Origin of the sequence: Nesterenkonia sp. AN1 (assembly GCF_000582475.1) — a bacterium.
GTDB lineage: Bacteria > Actinomycetota > Actinomycetes > Actinomycetales > Micrococcaceae > Nesterenkonia > Nesterenkonia aurantiaca.
Window position 1 is genome coordinate 53,381 of record NZ_JEMO01000025.1, and the last position, 18,864, is coordinate 72,244.

Genomic DNA, 18,864 nt, shown 5'->3' on the forward strand with positions numbered 1-18,864 from the left:
CCCCGCCGTCCCCGCGCTCCGCCGATGCCGAACCCGGCAGGGTGGGTTCATGGACGTCGCACCTCGCCTGCTGCTGATCACCGAGGATCGAGCGCTGCGCGATGACGTCGCGCTGATCGCCGCCACCGTAGGGGCCGCGCTCGAGTCCCGCCCGCGCTGGGAGGCAGTGGTGCCGAGGGAATGGGCAGTGCTGATGTGTGGGACCGACCGCCTGCCGCCGCGCTCATGGCTGGGACGGGGAACGCTGCTGCTGGGAATCACCGGGGAAGCTCAGAGCCAGAGCCAGAGTCAGTGTGAGGAGCAGCAGCTGTGGAAGCTCGCGGCGGAACAACCAGGGCTGCAGCCTGTCCCGCTGCCGGCGGGGGAGGCCTGGCTGGCCAGACATCTGGGCGCGCGGGTGCTGGATCGGAACCCTGGACGGGTGCTGGCGGTGGCCGGCGTGTTCGGAGGCGTCGGAGCGAGCACCGTGGCGTACCTGCTCGCCGCCGAACAGGCGGTGAGAGGAGCCTCGGTGCTGCTCGTCGATGCCGACCCGGCCCCCGGGGCTGGTCTCGCCGGGCTGCTGGGCGCTGAGGAGGGACGGTCCGGTGACCGAAACCGACGCGTCCGGTCGCTACGTCGCGGCGGCGGGGAGGCCGGGCTCGGCGAGGCGCTTGGATGGGCGGAGCTCGCCGCTCTTGAAGGAGAGCTCGCCTCCCCACAATTGGCGGCCGCACTGCCGATCCACGACGGGTTCCATGTGCTCAGCGGAGCGCCCGGCGTCGAGGTGCGGCGGCGCATGCTTGAACCGGTGGTGCGCTCGGCCCGGCGGGTCTTCGACACGGTGGTCATCGATGTCGGGCGCGATTCTGACGCGGTGTCCCTGGTGCGCGAGCACCTGGATCAGCTGCTCCTGGTGACGCCTTGCACCGCACGGGGCGCCGCGGCCGCACGGCAGCTGGGCGAGTCAGAGACGGGGGTGCCGTTGAGGCTGGTGGCCAACGGCGCCTCACACGCCGGGTGGAGTCCACAGGAGTTGGCGGTGGCCACGGATCTCCCACTGGCCGGGGACATCCCGGAGCAGCGCTGGCTCCGCCGGGAAGATGCCCTCGATGCCGCCTATGAGCTGCTGCGCTCCCGTCGCGGTGCGGCCTTCATCGGGGCGCTGCTGGAGGTCTTGGACCTTGAGGAGCAGGTGCGGCATGAGTGACCAGCAGCTTCACGCGCTGCGCGAGACCCTGACCAGCTCCGCCGAGCCGGTGACCGCCGCCCGGATCGCTGAAGCGGTCCGCGCCTCGGGACTGGCGCTGGGGTCACGCACCACCGGGGAGCTGGTCAGGACGCTGCGCGATGAGCTCGTCGGGCTCGGCCCGCTGCAGCCGCTGGTCGAACAGCCCGGTGTCACCGATGTGCTCATCGACGGTCACCGTCAGGTGTGGACCGACGGCCCGGAAGGGTTGGCCCAGACCGCGGTGCGCTTCGCCACGGAAGAGCAGGTGCGCGGACTGGCCAGGCGGCTCATCGCGCTGTCCGGGGGTCGGCTTGATGAGGGCCAGCCCTGTGCCGACGGGCGGATCGGTGACTGTCGGGTCCATGCCGTGATCCCGCCGGTGGCGGTGGAGGGGACGATGATCTCGGTGCGGATCTCGCGCGGCTCCGCGGTGACGTTGGAGCAGCTTGCCCTCCAGTGGGATGCCCCCGAGGTGTGGCTCCCGGTGATCCGCGGCGTCGTCGACGCCCGGTTGAACTGCTTGATCTCTGGAGCCACCGGTTCTGGGAAGACCAGTCTGCTGGGGGCCATGCTCGCGGCGTGCCCGCACCAGGAACGGATCATCATCGTCGAGGACACCACCGAGCTGCGGCCGGATCATCCGCATGTGCTGCATCTGCAGCAGCGTCGGGGCAACGTGGAGGGAGCCGGTGAGCTCGGGATGGGCCAGCTGGTCCGCGAGACGCTGCGGATGCGCCCGGACCGGCTCATCGTCGGGGAGTGCCGGGGAGGCGAGCTCAAGGACTTTCTCACCGCGATGAACACCGGACACCAGGGCGCGGTGGGGACGGTCCACGCGAACTCGCCGCATGCGGTGCCGGCCAGACTCATCGCGATGGGAGCGCTCGCCGACCTGCCTCCGGAGTCCGTGGCGCTTCAGGCGGGGGCCGCCCTGGATGCGGTCATCCACATGGAGCGTCGCCGAGGTCGACGGATGCCCGTCGCGATCTCGATGGTCCGCTGCATGGGGCGGGCGCTTCAGATGGTGCCGGCGCTTCTCGCAGAAGACCTCGACTCAGGGGACCCTCCGGGCGTGCAGACTCAGGTCGGCTGGGATGAGCTGACCCGGAGGATCGGACTGCGATGACTGATCCTGCGCAGCTGCCCCTGCTGGCGGTCCTCAGCGGTGCCATGATCGTCGCTGGGCTTCTGGGCATCACCCCACGTCGGGGAGCTTCAAGCGGGCCGTGGCGCCCCAGGCCGCTGCGCTCTGGACTGCTGATCGGGTGGATCTGGCTTCGCGCGCTGCCGCGGAGGTGGAGATCCGGCCAAGGAGGCGAGGTGAATGATCTGCGCGGCAGCGCAGGGTCTCTGCTGCACCAGTACGCCGCACTGCTGCAGTCGGGACGCTCCCAGGCCCAGGCCTGGGTTGACCTGAGTGATCATTGGCGCTCGCGAGAGGACGCGCAGCTGCTGGCGCAGATCTGTGAACGGGCGGCCTCCGCGGAGCAGGCCGGTCTCGGCGCGGTGGTCGGGCTTCGGCGGAGCCTCGCGGAGGTCGCCGCGGCGCACCGCCCCAGGGCCGGGCCCGTCGGCTGGAGCCATGTGGTCACCGAGTCCAGGACTGCTGCCGAGCCCGCCGCTGATGCCGGTGCCGGTCCCGGCCCCGGTCTCAGCCTCGGTGCCGCGGCGGTCCTCACCGAGGTGCTCCAGGGATTGATCAGCATCCATGCGCTCTCACAGTCCACCGGCGCACCCCTCTCGAGGTTGTGCCGCAAGGCCGCGGATTCGCTGGAAGACTCCGCTGCGCTGGACGCCGCCGTGCGAACCGCGGCCGCCGGCCCGCGACTGACCCAGCTCATCCTCGCGGCGCTGCCTCTCGGCGGACTGGCCATGGGTGCACTGATGGGGGCGCAGCCCCTCGCGGTGCTGTTCGGCTCGACTCTGGGGTGGGGGTGCCTGGTGTCGGGTCTGGGTTGTCTGCTGCTCGGCTGGCGCTGGAGCGCCCGGATGATCCGCGCGGTGACGCCGCATGGCTGAGGGACAGGTGCTTCTGGGGCTTGCGTGCATCCTGCTGATGGGGCTCCTCGTGCTGCTGCTGCCGGTTGCGTCCTCACCGCCGCGCCGACGGCCAGCCGCCGGGCGGCGTGCTTCCCGCAGGGCGAGGACAGCCCACAAGCGGGCATCGGGAGCGTCCCCGCGGGACACCCCCGATGCCGCGACGCTGCTCGACCTCACGGCGGCGATGCTGCGCGCCGGAGTGGGCATCGAGCCCGCGGTGCACCGGATCTCCGAAGATGTCCCAGGCTGTGCGCCGCTGGGCCGAGTGCACCGGCGACTCGTGGCCGGACAGCCGTGGAGACAGGCCTGGTCCTGCGTGGACTCCCAGCCCCAGCTGCGCGAATTCGGCGAAGAGCTGGCGTTCGCCCATGCCACCGGCGCGCCGACGGTGGAGCTGCTGGAGCTGACCGCGCTCCAGGCGCGCCGACGTCGCCGCGCCGCGGTGGAGGAACAGGCAGCCCGGCTCTCGGTGCAGATGGTGCTGCCGCTGGGGCTGTGCTTCCTGCCGGGATTCATCCTGCTGGGGGTGATTCCGGTGGTGCTGGGCCTGGTCGAGGAACTGGCGTAATCTATGACCCATGTTGGCAGCCTTCTCCGTTGCGCCCGTCGCCGCAGACACCCCCGATGGTTCGCTCAGCGCAGCCGTGGCCGAAGCCGTCCGAGTGGTGCGTGATTCTGGGCTTCCGCACGAGACGACCTCGATGTTCACCACCATCGAAGGTGAGTGGGACGAGGTCTTCGATGTCATCCGACGCGCCACCGAGGCGGTGAGCGCGGTCAGTCCGCGGGTCAGTCTCGTGGTCAAGGCCGACATCCGGCCCGGCTTCACCGGTCAGCTCAGCGAGAAGGTGACCCGGCTCGAGGAGCGCCTCAGCGGCGGCTGAGCTGCGCAAGCTCGCGCGACAGATTGTCCCGGGCCTGAGGCTCCCAGCGCTGGATTCCCGTGGCAGTGCGAAACAGCGAGGGAGAGCCGAGCAGCTGCCGGAGCACCTGTGCCCTGCCGTGGCGGAAATCTTCCTCAGCCACATGGCTGTAGTCCACCCGCACGGCCGCGGTGTAGCGCGCATAGTCATCCGGCGCCTGAGCGAGCACCTGGAGGTCGGCGTCCACCAACACGGCCCCCCTGCGATCGGCAGGGTGAGGATCGTGACTCGCCGTGAGTCGAACCAGCCGCGCGGTCTCTTCCACCGCGTGCTCGGGAAGCAGCGCCTCGAGCCGGGTTTCCGCCAGCGTCGCTGACTCCTGCTCATCGGTTCCGGCGACGCCGGTGTAGACGGCGTCGTGGAACCAGGCGGCCAGGGCCACGACCGGACGCTGTCCCGTCTCGAGCTCTCCCGCCCGCTGCAGCGTGCCCACACCGCGCAGCACCGCGCTGAGGTGGGTCGGCGCATGATAGCTCCGGTGCGGCTCGGACCAGCGGGTGAGCAGCTCCTCGCCCAGCGCCAACCACGCCCCGTCCGCGGCGAGCGAGCGGGTCAGCGCAGTGCCGTCCTCGGTCTCACCGGCAGATTCGGCCAAGGCCCACTGCGTCCCCAATCGAACCCAGGCGCGCAGGAGATTCCGGCGCAGCTTCTCGGGTCGCTGCTCGGCCGGGATGCGCAGCCCGCAACCGAGCAGGATCCGGGTCAGCTCACGCCCCGAGACCGGCACCGCGCCCAGCGCCGTGAGGTCCTCGAAACGGTGGGCCGGGACATCGTAATGGTCCTGGTCGAAGGCGCGGATGCTGATTCCAGCGGCACCGGCGATACGGTGCAGCTCCTCGAGGGAATGATCCGAGATCAGATGGGAGAACACGGTGCCGTGGGCTGGCCAGCTGGGCGGGTCGATGTAGATCGTCATCTCGACTCCTCCCGGCCATCGCGGCCGTCGTCACGGTTTCATTCTGCGGAAAACACGAAACACCCTGCTCATCCGTATAGGACAGTCTATGGAGGGTATCCAGGGAGCCGGTAAAGTGTCTTACACCACGGTAGGGTGGCTGACTACACATCGCACCGTGTACTCAACCCGCTGGGCACTCAACGAACCTCTGACGACCCACCGCACCTTTGAATCACTTGACTGAGGAGAAGACTCATGAAAATGCGTCGCACAACAATTGCAGTCACTGCTGCAGCCGCTCTTGCCCTGTCCGCCTGTGGCGGAGACGACAACGGTGGAGACGAAGACGTCCAGACCGGAGACGAGGACAGCTTCACCAATGAGCTGACGTTCGGCACCGGTGGCGTCGCCGGCACCTACTTCCCGCTGGGCGATGAGCTCGCCTCGATCTTCGAGGACAACATCGAAGATGTCTCGGTCACCGCGATCGAGACCGGCGGCTCCGCAGACAACCTGGGCGGCATCTTCCAGGAAGAGATGCAGCTCGGCCTGACCCAGAACGACACCGCAGAGATGGGCGTCAACGGCGAGATCGATGACCTCGACGGCATGGAGCTGGACAACTTCGGCTGGATCGCGAACCTCTACCCCGAGGCCGCGCACATCATCGTCCGCGAAGACTCCGGCATCGAATCCATCGAGGACCTCGAGGGCCAGACCATCGCCGTGGGCGACGTCGGCTCCGGCACCCGCGCGATCTCCGACGCTATCCTCTCCACCCACGGCATCGAGGAAGGCGACTACACCGCTGAAGTCGCCGACTTCGGCACCTCCACCGAGATGCTCGCCGACGGCCAGATCGATGCGTCGATCTTCGTGGTCGGCGTTCCCGTGGCTGGTCTGACCCAGCTGGCAGCCTCCACCGATGTCGCGCTGCTCGGCATCGAGGATGACATGACCGAGTCCATCTCCGGTGAGTCCGGCGCTGAGTCCTATGACATCTCCGCCGACGCCTACGACTTCCTCGACGAGGACGTCACCACGGTCTCGGTGTTCGCGGCCCTGGTCGCCTCCACCACCCAGGTCAGCGAGGACCTCGGCTACGAGATCACCGCCGCCACCCTGGAGAACGCCGAGGACGTGACCCTTGAGATCGGCGAGAACATCAGTGAGGAGAACGCCCTGACCGGCATCGGGAGCATCCCGCTGCACCCCGGCGCGGAGCGTTACTTCGAAGAGCAGGGCATTGACCTGCCGTGACACGCAGCACTGCTGAGAATCGTTCCCCGGCTCCTGCTGATGTGCAGGAGCCGGGGGTCGGTGGTGAGGAGCGCGCAGCCGAGATCCTTCGGAAGGTCGACACCTCGAGCCGCTTCCGGACGGATCTGGGCTGGTGGACATGGATCGTGGGCGGCCTTTCGGTGGCCTTCACGCTCTACCACCTCTATTACGCACTCGAGCGACCCTTCACCGGCTGGATCCACGGCGCGCTGCACCTCGCAGGCGCCACCTCCCTGATCTTCCTGCTCTACCCGGCGAGCAAGAGGCTGCTCAACGCCACGCCCAGCGGTGTGCTCTGGAAAGACCTGCTGCTAGGCCGTGGCCGGGGAGTTCCCTGGTACGACGCACTGCTGGCCGCGGCAGGCATGGCGGTCAACCTCTACATCGTCTTCCGCTACGAGTACCTGGTCGGCAACGCCGTGCAGATCCTCGGCTTCAGCGCGCTGGACTACACCGTGGCCGTGGCCGGCACCCTGCTGGTCCTGGAAGCCACCCGTCGCTGCGTCGGCCTGCCCATCGTGATCATCGCCGCCTGCGCCATCGCCTACGCCATCTTCGGCAATATGAGCCCGATCTTCCCGCACCGCGGACGATCCTGGGACGCCTTCGCCACGGAGACCTTCCTCTCCACGCGCTCGATCTTCGGCACCCCGCTGCAGGTCTCGGCGAACTTCATCTTCCTCTTCCTGCTCTTCGCGGTGGTCCTGCTTCGGACCAACATCGGACAGTTCTTCAACGACCTGGCCTTCCGCGCGGCAGGCAAGTACACCGGTGGCCCGGCCAAGGCCGCCGTCGCCGCCTCGGGCCTCCAGGGCATGGTCTCCGGGTCCTCGGTGGCCAACACCGTGGCCTCCGGCTCGTTCACGATCCCGATCATGAAGAAGGCCGGGTTCAAGCCGCACTTCGCCGCCGCCACCGAGGCCACGGCCTCCACCGGTGGACAGCTGATGCCCCCGATCATGGGTGCTGCGGCGTTCATCATGGCGCAGAACGTGCCGAACCTGGAGTACAACGAGCTGATCGTCATCGCGATCATCCCGGCGCTGCTCTACTTCCTGGGTGCGTTCCTCTCGGTGCACTTCGAGGCGAAGCGCCGGGAGATCAAGGGTCTGCCGGTCGAAGAGCTGCCCAGCATCCGGTCGCTGGTCACCCGCGCCGACCTGCTCCTGCCGCTGGTCGTGATCATCAGCACGCTGATCGCCGGACTGACGCCCACCCGGGCGGCGCTGCTGGGCATCGCGACGGCGATCGTGCTGAGCTTCTTCCGGTCCTCCACCCGGCTGAACGTGCGCGGATTCGTGGAGCTGTTCATCGCCGCCGCGCGCACCGCTCTGCCGGTGATCGCGGCCTGTGCCACGGCCGGCATCGTGGCAGGAACCGTGACTGCAACGGGGCTGGGCGGCCAGCTCGGCCGCGGACTGGTGTCCCTGGCCGGCGGCAGCTTCCTGCTGGTGCTCTTCTTCGTGATGATCGCCTGCATCATCCTCGGCATGGGCCTGCCGACCACTGCGAACTACGTGGTGACCGCCTCGGTCGCGGCGCCGATCTTGTACAACAACTTCGACGTCCCGCTGATCGCGGCGCACATGTTCGTGTTCTTCTTCGGCATCCTCGCCGACATCACGCCACCGGTCTGTCTGGCGGCCTACGCCGGCGCGGGCATCGCCGGGGCCAACCCGATGGCCGCCGGTGTGGCGGCGGTGAAGATCGCGCTGGCCGGGTTCCTGATCCCGTATGTGTTCATCCTGCAGCCGGCGCTGCTGCTGCAGGGAACCTGGGACGAGCTCACGATTGCCCTTGTCACCGTGATCGTGGGGTTGATCGCATTGTCCTCGGGCCTTGCCGGGTATCTGTTCCTGCGCGCCACGGTCATCGAGCGGACGCTGTTGATCGTCGGCGGTCTGCTGCTGATCTACCCGGATCTGACCTTCTCGGTGGGCGGCATGGTCGCCCTCGCCGTGGCTGTGGCGCTGCAGTTCATACGCCGCGGACGTGGGGACGGATCTGCGGAGAAGTCCGCATCCGAGGACGACGGCGCCCAGGTCAGCGCGCGCGGTGGCGGTTCTGTGGAGAACCCCGCACCGGGGATGGCCTGAGCCGGAACGCCCCTGCTGAACACGCTGGACCCTGCAACACCGAGGGCCCGCCCGCCATCTGGGGTGGGTGGGTCAGGATCCGGGAGATCAGCTGTCGGCTTCCACGGTGCGTGCGGAGCTGGTGCGCGCGGTCCCGCTGGGCCCGGGAGGACGGCGGCTGCGGCGCGCCGATCGAGTGCGTGCATCGGCGCAGCGTGAGCACCAGGTGGAGCAGGTGATGCAGACCGCCGGGCTCAGCGGGTTGGGGCAGGAGCATCCATATGACCTGGTGCCGGCCCAGCGCAAGGACTGCGTGATCGCCTCGGCACTGCTGCTGCGACCCGCGGTGCTGCTGCTCGACGAGCCGACGCTGGGCCGTGATGCCGCGGGGATGCGCCGATTGAGCGCTCTGGTGCGCAGCTTCACCACCGCCGGTGGTGCGGTGCTGGTGGCCACCCACGATCGGCGTTGGGCGGCGGAGATCGGCGATCGGCAGCTGCGCCTGGGCGAGCATCGGCCCTCGTCTGGGCATGCCTAGAACGCCGCGCCTGGAACGCCGCGTCTAGAGCGGCAGCGACTCCCAGGTGTCCGCCATGGCGGGCACCACCGAGGCGACCAGCAGCCCGGCCATGACCAGGTTGAAGATCAGCATGTGCTTCGGCTGCGAGATGATCCGACCGGCTCCCACGCCGAGCAGCGTCCAGGCCACCGTGAAGGGCGCCCCGAAGCTGCAGGCCACGAGCGCGATCACCGCGACCTCGAGCATGAAGGAGTCCCAGAATCCGGTGAAGGTGCTCAGCGCCGCCACCGAGAGGGTCCAGGCCTTGGGGTTCACGAACTGGAACAGCGCCATCTGCACGAACCCCGGCGGCTTCGCCCCGGGCTTCGGGGTCAGCGTGGTGGGGCCGGTGGCGATCTTGTAGGCGAGCCAGAGCAGGTAGAGGATCCCGATCGGGCGCAGGATGTCGAGGATCACCGGCCACTGTTCCAGCACCTGGCCCAGCCCTATACCCACGATCAGCACCATCGAGGGGAAGCCGAGGTTCACGCCTAGGATCGCCGGCAGCGTCCGTTTGAAACCGTAGGCGGCTCCGGAGGCCATCACGATGGTGTTGTTCGGCCCCGGGGTGCCGGCGCCGGCCACCACGAAGAGCATCAGAGAGAGAATCGCCACCGGATGAGACTACTCTGCCGGCACCTGCGCGCTCTGCGCCAGCGCGATGATCTCCTCGGTGACCCGCTCGCGCAGGCGGGGATCCAGCCGCTCGGTGGAGAGCGCCTCGTAGAACCACAGCCCGTCGGCGGCGAGCCGCGCGATGAAGCGCTGTACCGCGGCGGACTCCGCGGCGTCGTCGTCGGCCTTCTCGGTGTCTCCGGTGACGGCAGGCTCGGGGACCTCAGGGGGCTGCGGCGCCCACCGGGCGAAGATCTCATCCCAGGCGGCGTTGGCCACCGGGTCCTCGGAGGCCTCGAGCATCAGCAGCAGCTCCGCGCGCTCGGGGTTCTGCGAGAGCCGCACGAAGGCCCGGAAGCGCTCGTCCCGGCTGAGCTCCTGCGCGGTGCCCCCGGCCTGGGCCTCCAGCGCGAGCTCCCAGTTCTGCGCCACATGCCGGTGCAGCCCGAGCAGCAGCTCCTCCCTGGAGGGGAAGTGGTAGAGCAGCCCGCCCTTGGTCATCCCGGCCTCGGCGGCCACGGATTCGTAGGTCAGCGTGGTCACGCCCTCGCGCTGGACCACCCGGGTGGCGGCGTCGAGGATCTCGTGACGTTTGGAGGGTCGCACAGGGTTGGATCTCCGCTCAGTGGTTCTCGGGGTAGGCCTGGGATTCGGTGCCCGGGGTGTAGCGGCGCAGCATCCAGGAGGAGGCGACGGCGGCAAGCACCATCACCACGGCCACCCCGATCAGCACGCCCAGGTAGGCGACGTCGAAGGCCTCCGCGGCGGCTGCCATCGCGGGGGCGTCCCCGGATTCGAGCACCGCGGCCGGGGCCTGGCCGGCGTATTCCTCGGAACCGGCGGGAAGCACCAGCACCCGGGTGTAGACAAGGGTCAGCAGGCTGCCCAGGGTGGCCACGCCGACGAGTCCGCCGAACTCGTAGGCGACCTCCTCGATGGATGCCGCCATGCCGGCCCGACGCGGGGGGACGTTGCCCATGATCGCGGTGGAGGCCACTGACATCGAGGCGCCCAGACCGGCGCCGAGCACGGCGAAGCTGATCACCAGCAGCACCAGCGAGTCATCCAGCACGGCGTAGATCGAGACCAGCGCGCCCATCGCGGCCAGGACCATGCCGCCGCCGATCAGCGTGAGCAGGCCGACGCGGTGCAGGATCGCGCCGCCGAAGAGCGCGAAGGGCAGCGAGCCCAGCGCCAGCGCGGACACGATCAGTCCGGCCTCCAGCGGGGAGAAGCCCTCGACCAGCTGGAAGCGCTGGGTGGTGCCCAGCTGAACTCCGACGATGGCGAAGATGCTGGCTCCTGCGGCGATCACGCCGCCGCTGAACCCGCGGTTGCGGAAGATCGTGAAGTCCACCAGAGGCTCGGAGGTGCGGTTGAGCCGCATCTGACGGCGGGCGAAGACGGTGAGCATGACGACGGCGACCACGGTTGAGGCCACGAAGCGCAGCCAGTCCACCGGGGTCTCGGCGATGGTCTTGATGGCCAGCACCGCGGCGGTGAGGCCGAGCATCACCTGGGCCGAGGAGAGCCAGTCCCAGTGACGTCCGGGGTTGGCGATGTTCACGGGGCCGACCACAAGCATCAGCACCAGCGCGGCGGCGACGATGGGCACGTTGACCAGGAAGACCGAGCCCCACCAGAAGAACTCCAGGAGCACCCCGGAGACGATCGGACCCAGCGCCATGCCCACGGTGGCCACGGCAGCCCAGACGGCGATGGCCATATTGCGCTCCCGCTCCACGGAGAAGGTCAGTCGGATCAGCGCGAGCGTGGCGGGCATCATCGCGGCGGCACCCACGGCGAGCAGCGCGCGGGAGGCGATGAGCATCTCCGAGCTGCCGGAGAAGGCGGCCAGGATCGAGGCCACCCCGAAGATCCCCAAGCCGATCTGGAAGATCCGCTTATGCCCGAACCGGTCCCCCAGCGCCCCGGAGCCGGGCAGCAGCCCGGCGATCACCAGCGGGTAGGCGTTGATGATCCAGAGCTGCTGCGAGGAGGAGGCGCGAGCTCGGCGGTCAGCGTGGGCAGGGCGGTGTAGAGGATCGTATTGTCCAGCGCGATCAGGAACAGCGCCGAGGACACGATGGCGAGCATGGTCCAGCGCTGCCACGCGCTCAGGGCAGGGCGGGTATCGGCGTGCACAGTCGGAAGGGTCATCACCCGAGTAACTATACTATACGTCCGGTATAGTTACTGGTGAGCTTCCTCACCTAGCAGAGCGTCCAGCGTCTGCAGCGCCGGGGCGATCCGAGTCCGCCAGCGCCAGTCCGCTTTGGTGTCCGCGCGGGAGGGACCGCCGTTGATCACACCGATCGGCCGACCCGACTGGTGCATGGTCAGCGCAATCTTGAATCCACTCATCACCGCCATCGAGCTGCCCACCACCAGCAGCGCCGAGGAGGCGGCGACGAGGCCCTCGACCGCGGCCTTGCGCTCGGCGGGCACCGATTCGCCGAAGTAGACGACGTCGGGCTTGAGCTTCTCGGAGCCACAGACCAGACAGGTGACCATGTGGAACCGCTCCACCCAGGACTGGTCCAGAGTGACGTCGCCGTCGGGGTTCACGTTCTCCGCGGCGGCGAAGGCAGCCTCGGCGTATCCGGGGTTCGCCTCCTGGAGCCGGGTGTCCAGGGAGGAGCGCGCCTCACGGTTGTCACACCTCAGGCAGATCACGGAGTCCATGTCGCCATGCAGGTGGATCACCGGGTCGGCGCCGGCGGCGCGGTGCAGCCCATCCACGTTCTGCGTGATCAATCCGCTGAGCAGTCCTTCGGACTGCCAGTCGGCGAGCAGCCGGTGGGCATGGTTGGGCTCCGCCTGGTGCATCTGGCGCCACCCGACGAAGCCGCGGGCCCAGTAGCGACGGCGCGAGGCGGCGTCGTGCTGGAACTCCTGGTAGGTCATCGGCCGGTGCCGATGCAGCGAGCCCTGAGGGCCGCGGTAGTCGGGGATCCCGGAGTCGGTGGAGACGCCGGCCCCGGTGACGCACAGCACGTCCCCGCTCTGAAGCATCCGCCGGATGCCCTCGCGGGCGATCTCCTCGGACTGCGGCTCGGCGGTGTCCTTCACGACCCGGGCTATCGAGCGCAGCGCCGCCTTATGGGCGTTCTCGACGGGCTTGGTGAAGGCCGTGGGAGTGGACTCTTCCACGGGTCAGCGCCCGTACTTGTCCTCGTACGGGTCAAAGCCGCTGCTGCGCTCTTCGGGCTCCGGCCGAGCTGGTCGGCTGGACGACTCCCGGTCACCACGGGTTTTGGCGAGCTCTCTCTCGAGCGCAGTCAGGTCGGTGTCCGGAGTGTAGTACTTGATCTCCCGAGCCTGCTTCGTAGCTTTCGCCTTCTGACGGCCACGCCCCATAAGCGAGACCCCCTCTGTCTTCTCGTGTCCCATTGACGATGCCGGGCAGAGGCTATCGCGGGATTAGCTGTATATGAAGTAGTTCGTGATCCCTAGGTTAACATGACTGGCGCTGCGACGTCGCCCGATGTCTTCGCTGAGCGAGCACGATCACACCGTTCAACGCCAAGATGACGTACTCTGTTCCGCACGGTCCAAAGAAAGTACCGACCGCTGCGACAACGCCGTCCGACGATCTCGGTGGCGCGGCAGAAGATGCGCCCTCAGCTGACCCCCTGGCCCCCGCGGTGAACCGTGGATGTGGCCGCTGTGGGCCGACCCTGCACGTGCAGCCCCATCACACTTCTTCCAGGAGACACCTCCATGTCCATCACCGACCGCAGGGCAACGGCGCCCACGGCTCCCACCACCGACGAGATCTTCGCTGCCCACGAGGGTGGCAAGCTCAGCGTCGAGACCACCATGCCGCTGGATTCCACGCGCGCACTCTCCATCGCATACACCCCGGGCGTGGCGCAGGTCTCCCGCGCCATCCACGAGTCGCCTCGGATGCGGGCCACACACACCTGGGCAGACCGCCTCGTCGTGGTGCTCTCCGACGGCACCGCCGTCCTCGGGCTGGGCGATATCGGCCCGGCCGCGGCGCTGCCGGTGATGGAGGGCAAGTCTGCGCTGTTCAAGACCTTCGGTGGCCTCAACTCGATCCCCCTGGTGATCAACACCCACGATGTGGACGAGATCGTGGCGACCATGGTGGCGCTGCGCCACAGCTTCGGGGCGGTGAATCTCGAGGATGTGGCGGCCCCGCGCTGCTTTGAGCTGGAAGCTCGCCTGATCGAGGCCTTGGACTGTCCGGTGATGCATGATGACCAGCACGGCACCGCCGTCGTGGTCCTGGCCGCCCTGACCAACGCCGCACGCGTCACGCAGCGCGAGTTCGCATCGATGCGGGTGGTGATCGCCGGGGCCGGGGCCGCGGGGATCGCGGTGACTGAGATCCTGCTCGGCGCCGGAGTGGGCGAGGTGATTCTGACCGACTCCCGCGGGGTGATCCATGAAGGCCGCGAGGGGCTCAGCGAGATCAAGGCGCACTATGCCAAGCGCACCAACCGGAGCCAGGTCAGCGGTGGGCTCGCCGAGGCGCTGGCGGGGGCCGACGTGTTCATCGGCGTCTCCTCCTCCAAGGTCCCCGAGGAGGAGCTGGCGCGGATGAATGACGGTGCGATCGTCTTCGCGCTCTCCAACCCGGATCCTGAAGTGCTCCCCGAGGTCGCCCAGCGCCACGCCGCCGTGGTCGCCACCGGCCGCTCGGACTTCCCCAACCAGATCAACAACGTGTTGGCCTTCCCGGGGATCTTCCGCGGTGCGCTGGATGCCGGTGCGCGAAGGATCACCCAGCAGATGAAGATCGCGGCGGCGACGGCGCTGGCGGACATCGTGGGCGACGAGCTCAGCCCGGAGTACATCGTGCCCTCTCCGCTGGATGAGCGCGTGGCACCGGCCGTGGCTCGAGCAGTGATGGACGCCGCGGCGGCCGAGGTTCCAGCGGCGGCGCCGGAGGTTCAAGCGGCGGCGCCGGCTTAGTCGCGGATGCCCGGGCCTGGCGGCCGTCCCGGGCGCAGCCAGGTGGACCTCAGTCGGCGGGCGGTGGAGAATTCGATCTATGACTGATGCAGCGCCTATGCCGGAGTACCACCTGCCTGAGCTGCGCTGGTGCTCCGCCTCCCTCGACGGACTCGGCGCCATCGTGGTGATCTACTCCCCCGAAGATGACACGGTCCGGGCTGCGTCCTTGGCCCAGGCCGCCGGTGACGAGCCGGAGGTCGCCGCCATCGGGCGGGTCTTGGAGCAGCTGATGGACCAGCTCGAGGCGCTGGCCCCCACCACCGCGGCCCGCGAGATGAAACCGCTTCCCGCGGGCCGCGGCAGGGTCCCGGACGCCGTGGCGTCCTATGCCGCGGGCGACCATACTGCGCTGGATGAGCTGCCCGTGGTGCAGCCCGGTTCGGCCTATCGCCAGGAGGTCTGGGCGGCGATGCGTGAGGTCCCCGCCGGCGAGACGGTCTCCTACGCGGAACTCGCCCAGATGGCCGGCCGGCCGCTGGCACACCGCGCCGCGGCCAGCGCGTGTGCGAACAACCTGGTCGCCTTCGCGGTGCCCTGTCACCGCGTGATCCGCGCCGACGGCGGCCTCGGCGGCTACGGCTTCGGCGGCGTCGAGACCAAGCGCGCCCTGCTGGCCCGCGAAGGCCTCCACCTCACCCGCTGACCCTATTGGCTGTTTGAGTTCTCCGGCGGCTACGTGTCGACCAGTGAACTCAACTGACCTGGAGGACAGGCGTGGGGCCCTGGCCCTCGAGACGTGACAGCCCGTGGATCACTGATGCAGACTCGGCCTTTTCGGCGGAGGAGGACGCGTGGCCAGGGAATTGGTGTGGACCGGGTTCATGACGCTCGACGGGGTCGTGGACTCCCCCGGCGGCAGCAGCGAGGGGCACCGCAGCGGCGGCTGGGTGCTCAACACGGAGTTCCTCCCGGAGGCGTTCGCGCTCAAGGGCGAGGAACTTCAAGAGACCACGGCGCTGATGTTCGGCCGACGCAGCTACGAGGCCTTCGCCCCGATCTGGGCCGAGTCGGAGGACCACGCGGACTACAAGGAACTGCCGAAGTATGTGGTCTCGACGAGCCTGCAGGAGGGCGCCCTGGTCCAGAATTGGGGACCCATCACCCTGTTGCGCTCGACCGAGGACATCACTGCGCTGAAGCAGGGCGACGGCGGCGCGATCTTCATCCACGGCAGCGCCGAGCTGGCCCGGAGCCTGATGGACGCGGGCCTGATCGACAGATATAACCTGTTGATCTTCCCGGTGCTGCTCGGCACCGGGAAGCGGCTCTTCACGGCGGAAGACCACGACGCGACGAAGCTGGCCCTGCGCGAATCTGCCCACTACGCCAACGGAGTCATCAAAGCGGTCTACGACGTCCGGCGCTGACGCCCCCTCCTCCTGGCTGGTTGAGTTCTCCGCGGTGACGTACCGACCGGTGAACTCATTCGCCCAAGAGAAGGGGGGACTTCGGCTTCTTGGTCACGGTCAGGCCATGCGCGGACTCACCCTCCAGCGTCAGCTCCTCACGGTCCACCAGGACGGTGTCACCGTCCTCGACCTCACCGGAGAGCAGCGCGCGGGCCAGCTGATCGCCGATCTCACGCTGGACCAGGCGGCGCAGCGGCCGGGCGCCGTAGGCGGGGTCATAACCGGTGAACGCCAGCCAGTCGCGCGCCGCTTCGGTGACCTCCAGGGTCAGCCGGCGCGCGGTCATCCGCTCCTGGAGCAGTCCGATCTGCAGCTCCACTATTCCGGCGAGCTGGTCCATGCTCAGCGGATCGAACATCACGATGTCGTCGAGCCGGTTGAGGAACTCCGGCTTGAACGAGGCATGGACGATGTCCATCACCCGCTGCTGCTTGACCTTCGCCTCGAGAGTCTGGTCCACCAGGAACTGCGACCCCATGTTGGAGGTCAGGATCAGCACCGTGTTGCGGAAATCCACGGTGCGGCCCTGGCCGTCGGTGAGCCGGCCGTCGTCGAGGACCTGGAGCAGGATGTCGAAGACCTCCGGGTGGGCCTTCTCCACCTCGTCGAGCAGCACCACCGAATAGGGACGACGCCGGACCGCCTCGGTGAGCTGACCGCCCTGGTCGTAGCCCACGTAGCCTGGGGGCGCGCCGACCAGGCGAGCCACCGAGTGCTTCTCGGAGTACTCCGACATGTCGATCCGGATCATGGAGCGCTCGTCGTCGAAGAGGAACTCCGCGAGCGCCTTGGCCAGTTCGGTCTTGCCCACGCCTGTGGGGCCCAGGAAGAGGAAGGATCCGGTGGGCCGGTCCGGGTCGGAGACGCCGGTGCGGGCGCGGCGGACCGCATCGGAGACGGCGCCTACCGCCTTGGTCTGCCCGATCAGCCGGGAACCGATGAGCTCCTCCATCTGGAGCAGCTTCGCGGTCTCGCCTTGGAGCAGCCGCCCGGCGGGGATCCCGGTCCAGGCCGAGATCACCCCGGCGATGCCGTCGGCGTCGACCTCGTCGGCCACCATCTTCTTCTCCGGAGCCGGGGTGGAGGCGTCCTCCTCCTCGGCGGCGGCCAGGTCCTTCTCCACCTGCGGGATCTCGCCGTAGAGCAGCCGGGAGGCCTCGGCCAGATCGCCGTCGCGCTGGGAGCGCTCGGCGGCTGACTTCAGCTCATCGAGCTTGACGCGCAGTTCACCGGCACGGTTGAGCTCGCCCTTCTCGGCCTCCCAGCGGGCGGTGAGCTCGGCAAGCTCCTCCTTGCGGTCGGCCAGGTCCTCGCGCAGGGTGATCAGGCGCTCGGCGGAGCCGGCGTCGGTCTCGTTCTGCAGCGCGAGCTCCTCCATGGTCAGCCGGTCCACCACGCGGCGCAGCTCGTCGATCTCCACCGGGGCGGAGTCGATCTCCATGCGCAGCCGCGAGGCGGCCTCATCGATGAGGTCGATGGCCTTGTCGGGCAGCTGGCGGCCGCTGATGTAGCGGTCGGAGAGCGTGACGGCGGCGACGAGGGCGTTATCAGCGATGCCCACCTTGTGATGAGCCTCGTAGCGCTCCTTGATCCCGCGCAGGATCGCGATCGCGTCGGGCACCGAGGGCTCGCCGACGTAGACCTGCTGGAAGCGGCGCTCCAGGGCGGCGTCGGCCTCAATGTTCTCGCGGTACTCGTTTAGCGTGGTGGCGCCGATCAGGCGCAGCTCCCCGCGGGCAAGCATCGGCTTGAGCATGTTGGAAGCGTCCATGGAGCCCTGTGAGGCGCCGGCGCCGACCACGGTGTGGATCTCGTCGATGAACGTGACAATCCGGCCTTCGGCGGCCTTGATCTCTTCGAGCACGGCCTTCAGCCGCTCCTCGAACTCGCCGCGGTACTTCGCACCGGCGATCATCGCGCCAAGGTCCAGCGAGATCAGCGTCTTCTCCCGGAGTGACTCGGGGACGTCACCGGCCACCATGCGCTGAGCCAGGCCCTCGACGACGGCGGTCTTGCCGACCCCGGGCTCACCGATCAGAACCGGGTTGTTCTTGGTCCGGCGGGAGAGCACCTGGACAACGCGGCGAATCTCGGAATCGCGCCCGATGACCGGGTCCAGCTTGCCCGAGCGCGCGATCTCGGTCATGTCGGTGCCGTACTTCTCCAGCGCCTGAAAGGTGTTCTCCGGATCCGGAGTGGTGACCTTGCGGTCCCCGCGCAGCCCGGGCAGCTCGGCCTTGAGCGCCTGCAGGGTGGCCCCGGCATCGGCGAGTGCCTTGCCCACCGGACCGTGATCGGTGGCGGCTCCGATCAGCAGGTGCTCGGTGGAGACGAAGTCGTCCCCATAGTCCTCTGCCTGGGCCTGGGCGGCCTTGATCACGCTGAGTCCGGCGGGCGAGAACTGCGGAGCGGCCACGGAGTCCCCGCTGGTGGCCGGCAGCGACTTGATGATCGCGGAGGCCCGGGTGCTCACGGCATCGGGATCAGCACCGGCCGCCTTCAGCAGCGCCACGGCCATGGATTCGCGCTGATCCATGAGCGCCTTGAGGATGTGTGCCGGTTCCACCTGCGGGTTGCTCGCGGTGTTGGCGTTCATTGCGGCCGCGGAGACGACCTCCTGCGATTTGGTCGTGAGTTTGACGTCCACGTCTGCTCCTCCCACTGCGTAGTGGCGCCGGTTGTGCGACAGCGCCATATAAACTTGAGTCCATCCTACTCAACTTTGACGAGGTGGGAAGTATTCCTGGAGATGTCACCTGTTCGTGCGGCAGACCCATCACTGGGATGCAGGATCTCCCTACACCTCCATGCGCTTCACCGAACCTCAGGACATCGAGGGCAGTAGCCCCTCGATCGGGACCGTCGACA

19 protein-coding genes are annotated in these 18,864 nt (G+C 68.5%); 11 read left to right on the forward strand and 8 right to left on the reverse strand.

Annotated features, from left to right (window positions below; translation table 11 throughout):
• Positions 1-49 precede the first annotated feature (49 nt).
• The 5 genes from BG28_RS13020 to BG28_RS13040 are packed head-to-tail and all read left to right on the forward strand — an operon-like array spanning position 50 to position 4,134.
• Complete coding sequence (locus tag BG28_RS13020; RefSeq protein ID WP_036477692.1) at positions 50-1,189, forward strand: hypothetical protein; 1,140 nt, start codon at positions 50-52, stop codon at positions 1,187-1,189.
• On the forward strand, positions 1,182-2,336 hold the full coding sequence (locus tag BG28_RS13025) for a TadA family conjugal transfer-associated ATPase (protein ID WP_051501457.1): 1,155 nt from the start codon (positions 1,182-1,184) through the stop codon (positions 2,334-2,336). The genes BG28_RS13020 and BG28_RS13025 overlap by 8 nt, the downstream gene beginning before the upstream one ends.
• Positions 2,333-3,229, forward strand: coding sequence for a type II secretion system F family protein (locus BG28_RS14580; protein WP_051501458.1), 897 nt, complete (start codon positions 2,333-2,335; stop codon positions 3,227-3,229). The genes BG28_RS13025 and BG28_RS14580 overlap by 4 nt, the downstream gene beginning before the upstream one ends.
• Positions 3,222-3,818, forward strand: a complete 597-nt coding sequence (locus BG28_RS16560) for a type II secretion system F family protein (protein ID WP_051501459.1) — start codon at positions 3,222-3,224, stop codon at positions 3,816-3,818. Before BG28_RS14580 ends, BG28_RS16560 begins: the two co-directional genes overlap by 8 nt.
• Before the next feature lie 10 nt (positions 3,819-3,828).
• Positions 3,829-4,134, forward strand: coding sequence for a thiamine-binding protein (locus BG28_RS13040; RefSeq protein WP_036477695.1), 306 nt, complete (start codon positions 3,829-3,831; stop codon positions 4,132-4,134).
• Here the strand turns inward: BG28_RS13040 and BG28_RS13045 are convergent.
• Positions 4,121-5,089: a DUF4031 domain-containing protein gene (locus BG28_RS13045; RefSeq protein WP_036477699.1), complete on the reverse strand. Its 969-nt coding sequence runs from the start codon at positions 5,087-5,089 to the stop codon at positions 4,121-4,123. The two genes, BG28_RS13040 and BG28_RS13045, sit on opposite strands and share 14 nt — an antisense overlap.
• Before the next feature lie 237 nt (positions 5,090-5,326).
• Here BG28_RS13045 and BG28_RS13050 point away from each other — a divergent pair, with 237 nt between their 5' ends.
• The 3 genes from BG28_RS13050 to BG28_RS13060 are packed head-to-tail and all read left to right on the forward strand — an operon-like array spanning position 5,327 to position 8,965.
• Entirely contained in the window at positions 5,327-6,331 is a 1,005-nt protein-coding gene (locus BG28_RS13050) for a TAXI family TRAP transporter solute-binding subunit (RefSeq protein WP_036477701.1), read from the forward strand.
• Complete coding sequence (locus BG28_RS13055; RefSeq protein ID WP_200869348.1) at positions 6,328-8,448, forward strand: TRAP transporter permease; 2,121 nt, start codon at positions 6,328-6,330, stop codon at positions 8,446-8,448. Before BG28_RS13050 ends, BG28_RS13055 begins: the two co-directional genes overlap by 4 nt.
• Before the next feature lie 58 nt (positions 8,449-8,506).
• Positions 8,507-8,965, forward strand: a complete 459-nt coding sequence (locus tag BG28_RS13060; protein ID WP_255342493.1) for an ATP-binding cassette domain-containing protein — start codon at positions 8,507-8,509, stop codon at positions 8,963-8,965.
• Positions 8,966-8,989: 24 nt separating this feature from the next.
• Here BG28_RS13060 and BG28_RS13065 read toward each other — a convergent pair whose 3' ends face one another.
• The 6 genes from BG28_RS13065 to BG28_RS13085 are packed head-to-tail and all read right to left on the reverse strand — an operon-like array spanning position 8,990 to position 12,961.
• Positions 8,990-9,601, reverse strand: a complete 612-nt coding sequence (locus BG28_RS13065; protein WP_084479737.1) for a LysE family translocator — start codon at positions 9,599-9,601, stop codon at positions 8,990-8,992.
• Positions 9,602-9,610: 9 nt separating this feature from the next.
• Positions 9,611-10,207, reverse strand: coding sequence for a TetR/AcrR family transcriptional regulator (locus BG28_RS13070; RefSeq protein ID WP_036477705.1), 597 nt, complete (start codon positions 10,205-10,207; stop codon positions 9,611-9,613).
• Between the two features lie 16 nt (positions 10,208-10,223).
• Positions 10,224-11,561, reverse strand: coding sequence for an MFS transporter (locus BG28_RS13075; RefSeq protein WP_369797259.1), 1,338 nt, complete (start codon positions 11,559-11,561; stop codon positions 10,224-10,226).
• Positions 11,558-11,761, reverse strand: a complete 204-nt coding sequence (locus tag BG28_RS16875; protein WP_369797260.1) for a hypothetical protein — start codon at positions 11,759-11,761, stop codon at positions 11,558-11,560. The genes BG28_RS13075 and BG28_RS16875 overlap by 4 nt, the downstream gene beginning before the upstream one ends.
• Before the next feature lie 33 nt (positions 11,762-11,794).
• On the reverse strand, positions 11,795-12,754 hold the full coding sequence (locus BG28_RS13080) for a Sir2 family NAD-dependent protein deacetylase (RefSeq protein WP_036477708.1): 960 nt from the start codon (positions 12,752-12,754) through the stop codon (positions 11,795-11,797).
• Between the two features lie 3 nt (positions 12,755-12,757).
• Positions 12,758-12,961: a DUF3073 domain-containing protein gene (locus tag BG28_RS13085; protein WP_036477710.1), complete on the reverse strand. Its 204-nt coding sequence runs from the start codon at positions 12,959-12,961 to the stop codon at positions 12,758-12,760.
• A gap of 363 nt (positions 12,962-13,324) precedes the next feature.
• On the opposite strand from BG28_RS13085, the gene BG28_RS13090 reads away from it, so the two are divergent.
• The 3 genes from BG28_RS13090 (at position 13,325) to BG28_RS13100 (ending at position 15,954) form a co-directional block, all read left to right on the forward strand.
• On the forward strand, positions 13,325-14,545 hold the full coding sequence (locus tag BG28_RS13090) for an NADP-dependent malic enzyme (RefSeq protein WP_051501461.1): 1,221 nt from the start codon (positions 13,325-13,327) through the stop codon (positions 14,543-14,545).
• 79 nt (positions 14,546-14,624) lie between these two features.
• Positions 14,625-15,230, forward strand: coding sequence for a methylated-DNA--[protein]-cysteine S-methyltransferase (locus tag BG28_RS13095; protein ID WP_235181117.1), 606 nt, complete (start codon positions 14,625-14,627; stop codon positions 15,228-15,230).
• 148 nt (positions 15,231-15,378) lie between these two features.
• A complete protein-coding gene (locus BG28_RS13100; RefSeq protein WP_036477715.1) occupies positions 15,379-15,954 on the forward strand; it encodes a dihydrofolate reductase family protein in 576 nt (191 codons plus the stop codon).
• Between the two features lie 55 nt (positions 15,955-16,009).
• Here the strand turns inward: BG28_RS13100 and clpB are convergent, their stop codons facing one another.
• Positions 16,010-18,643 carry an ATP-dependent chaperone ClpB gene (gene clpB / locus BG28_RS13105; RefSeq protein WP_036477717.1) on the reverse strand — a complete coding sequence of 878 codons (2,634 nt, stop codon included), beginning with the start codon at positions 18,641-18,643 and terminating at the stop codon, positions 16,010-16,012.
• Positions 18,644-18,864 lie beyond the last annotated feature (221 nt).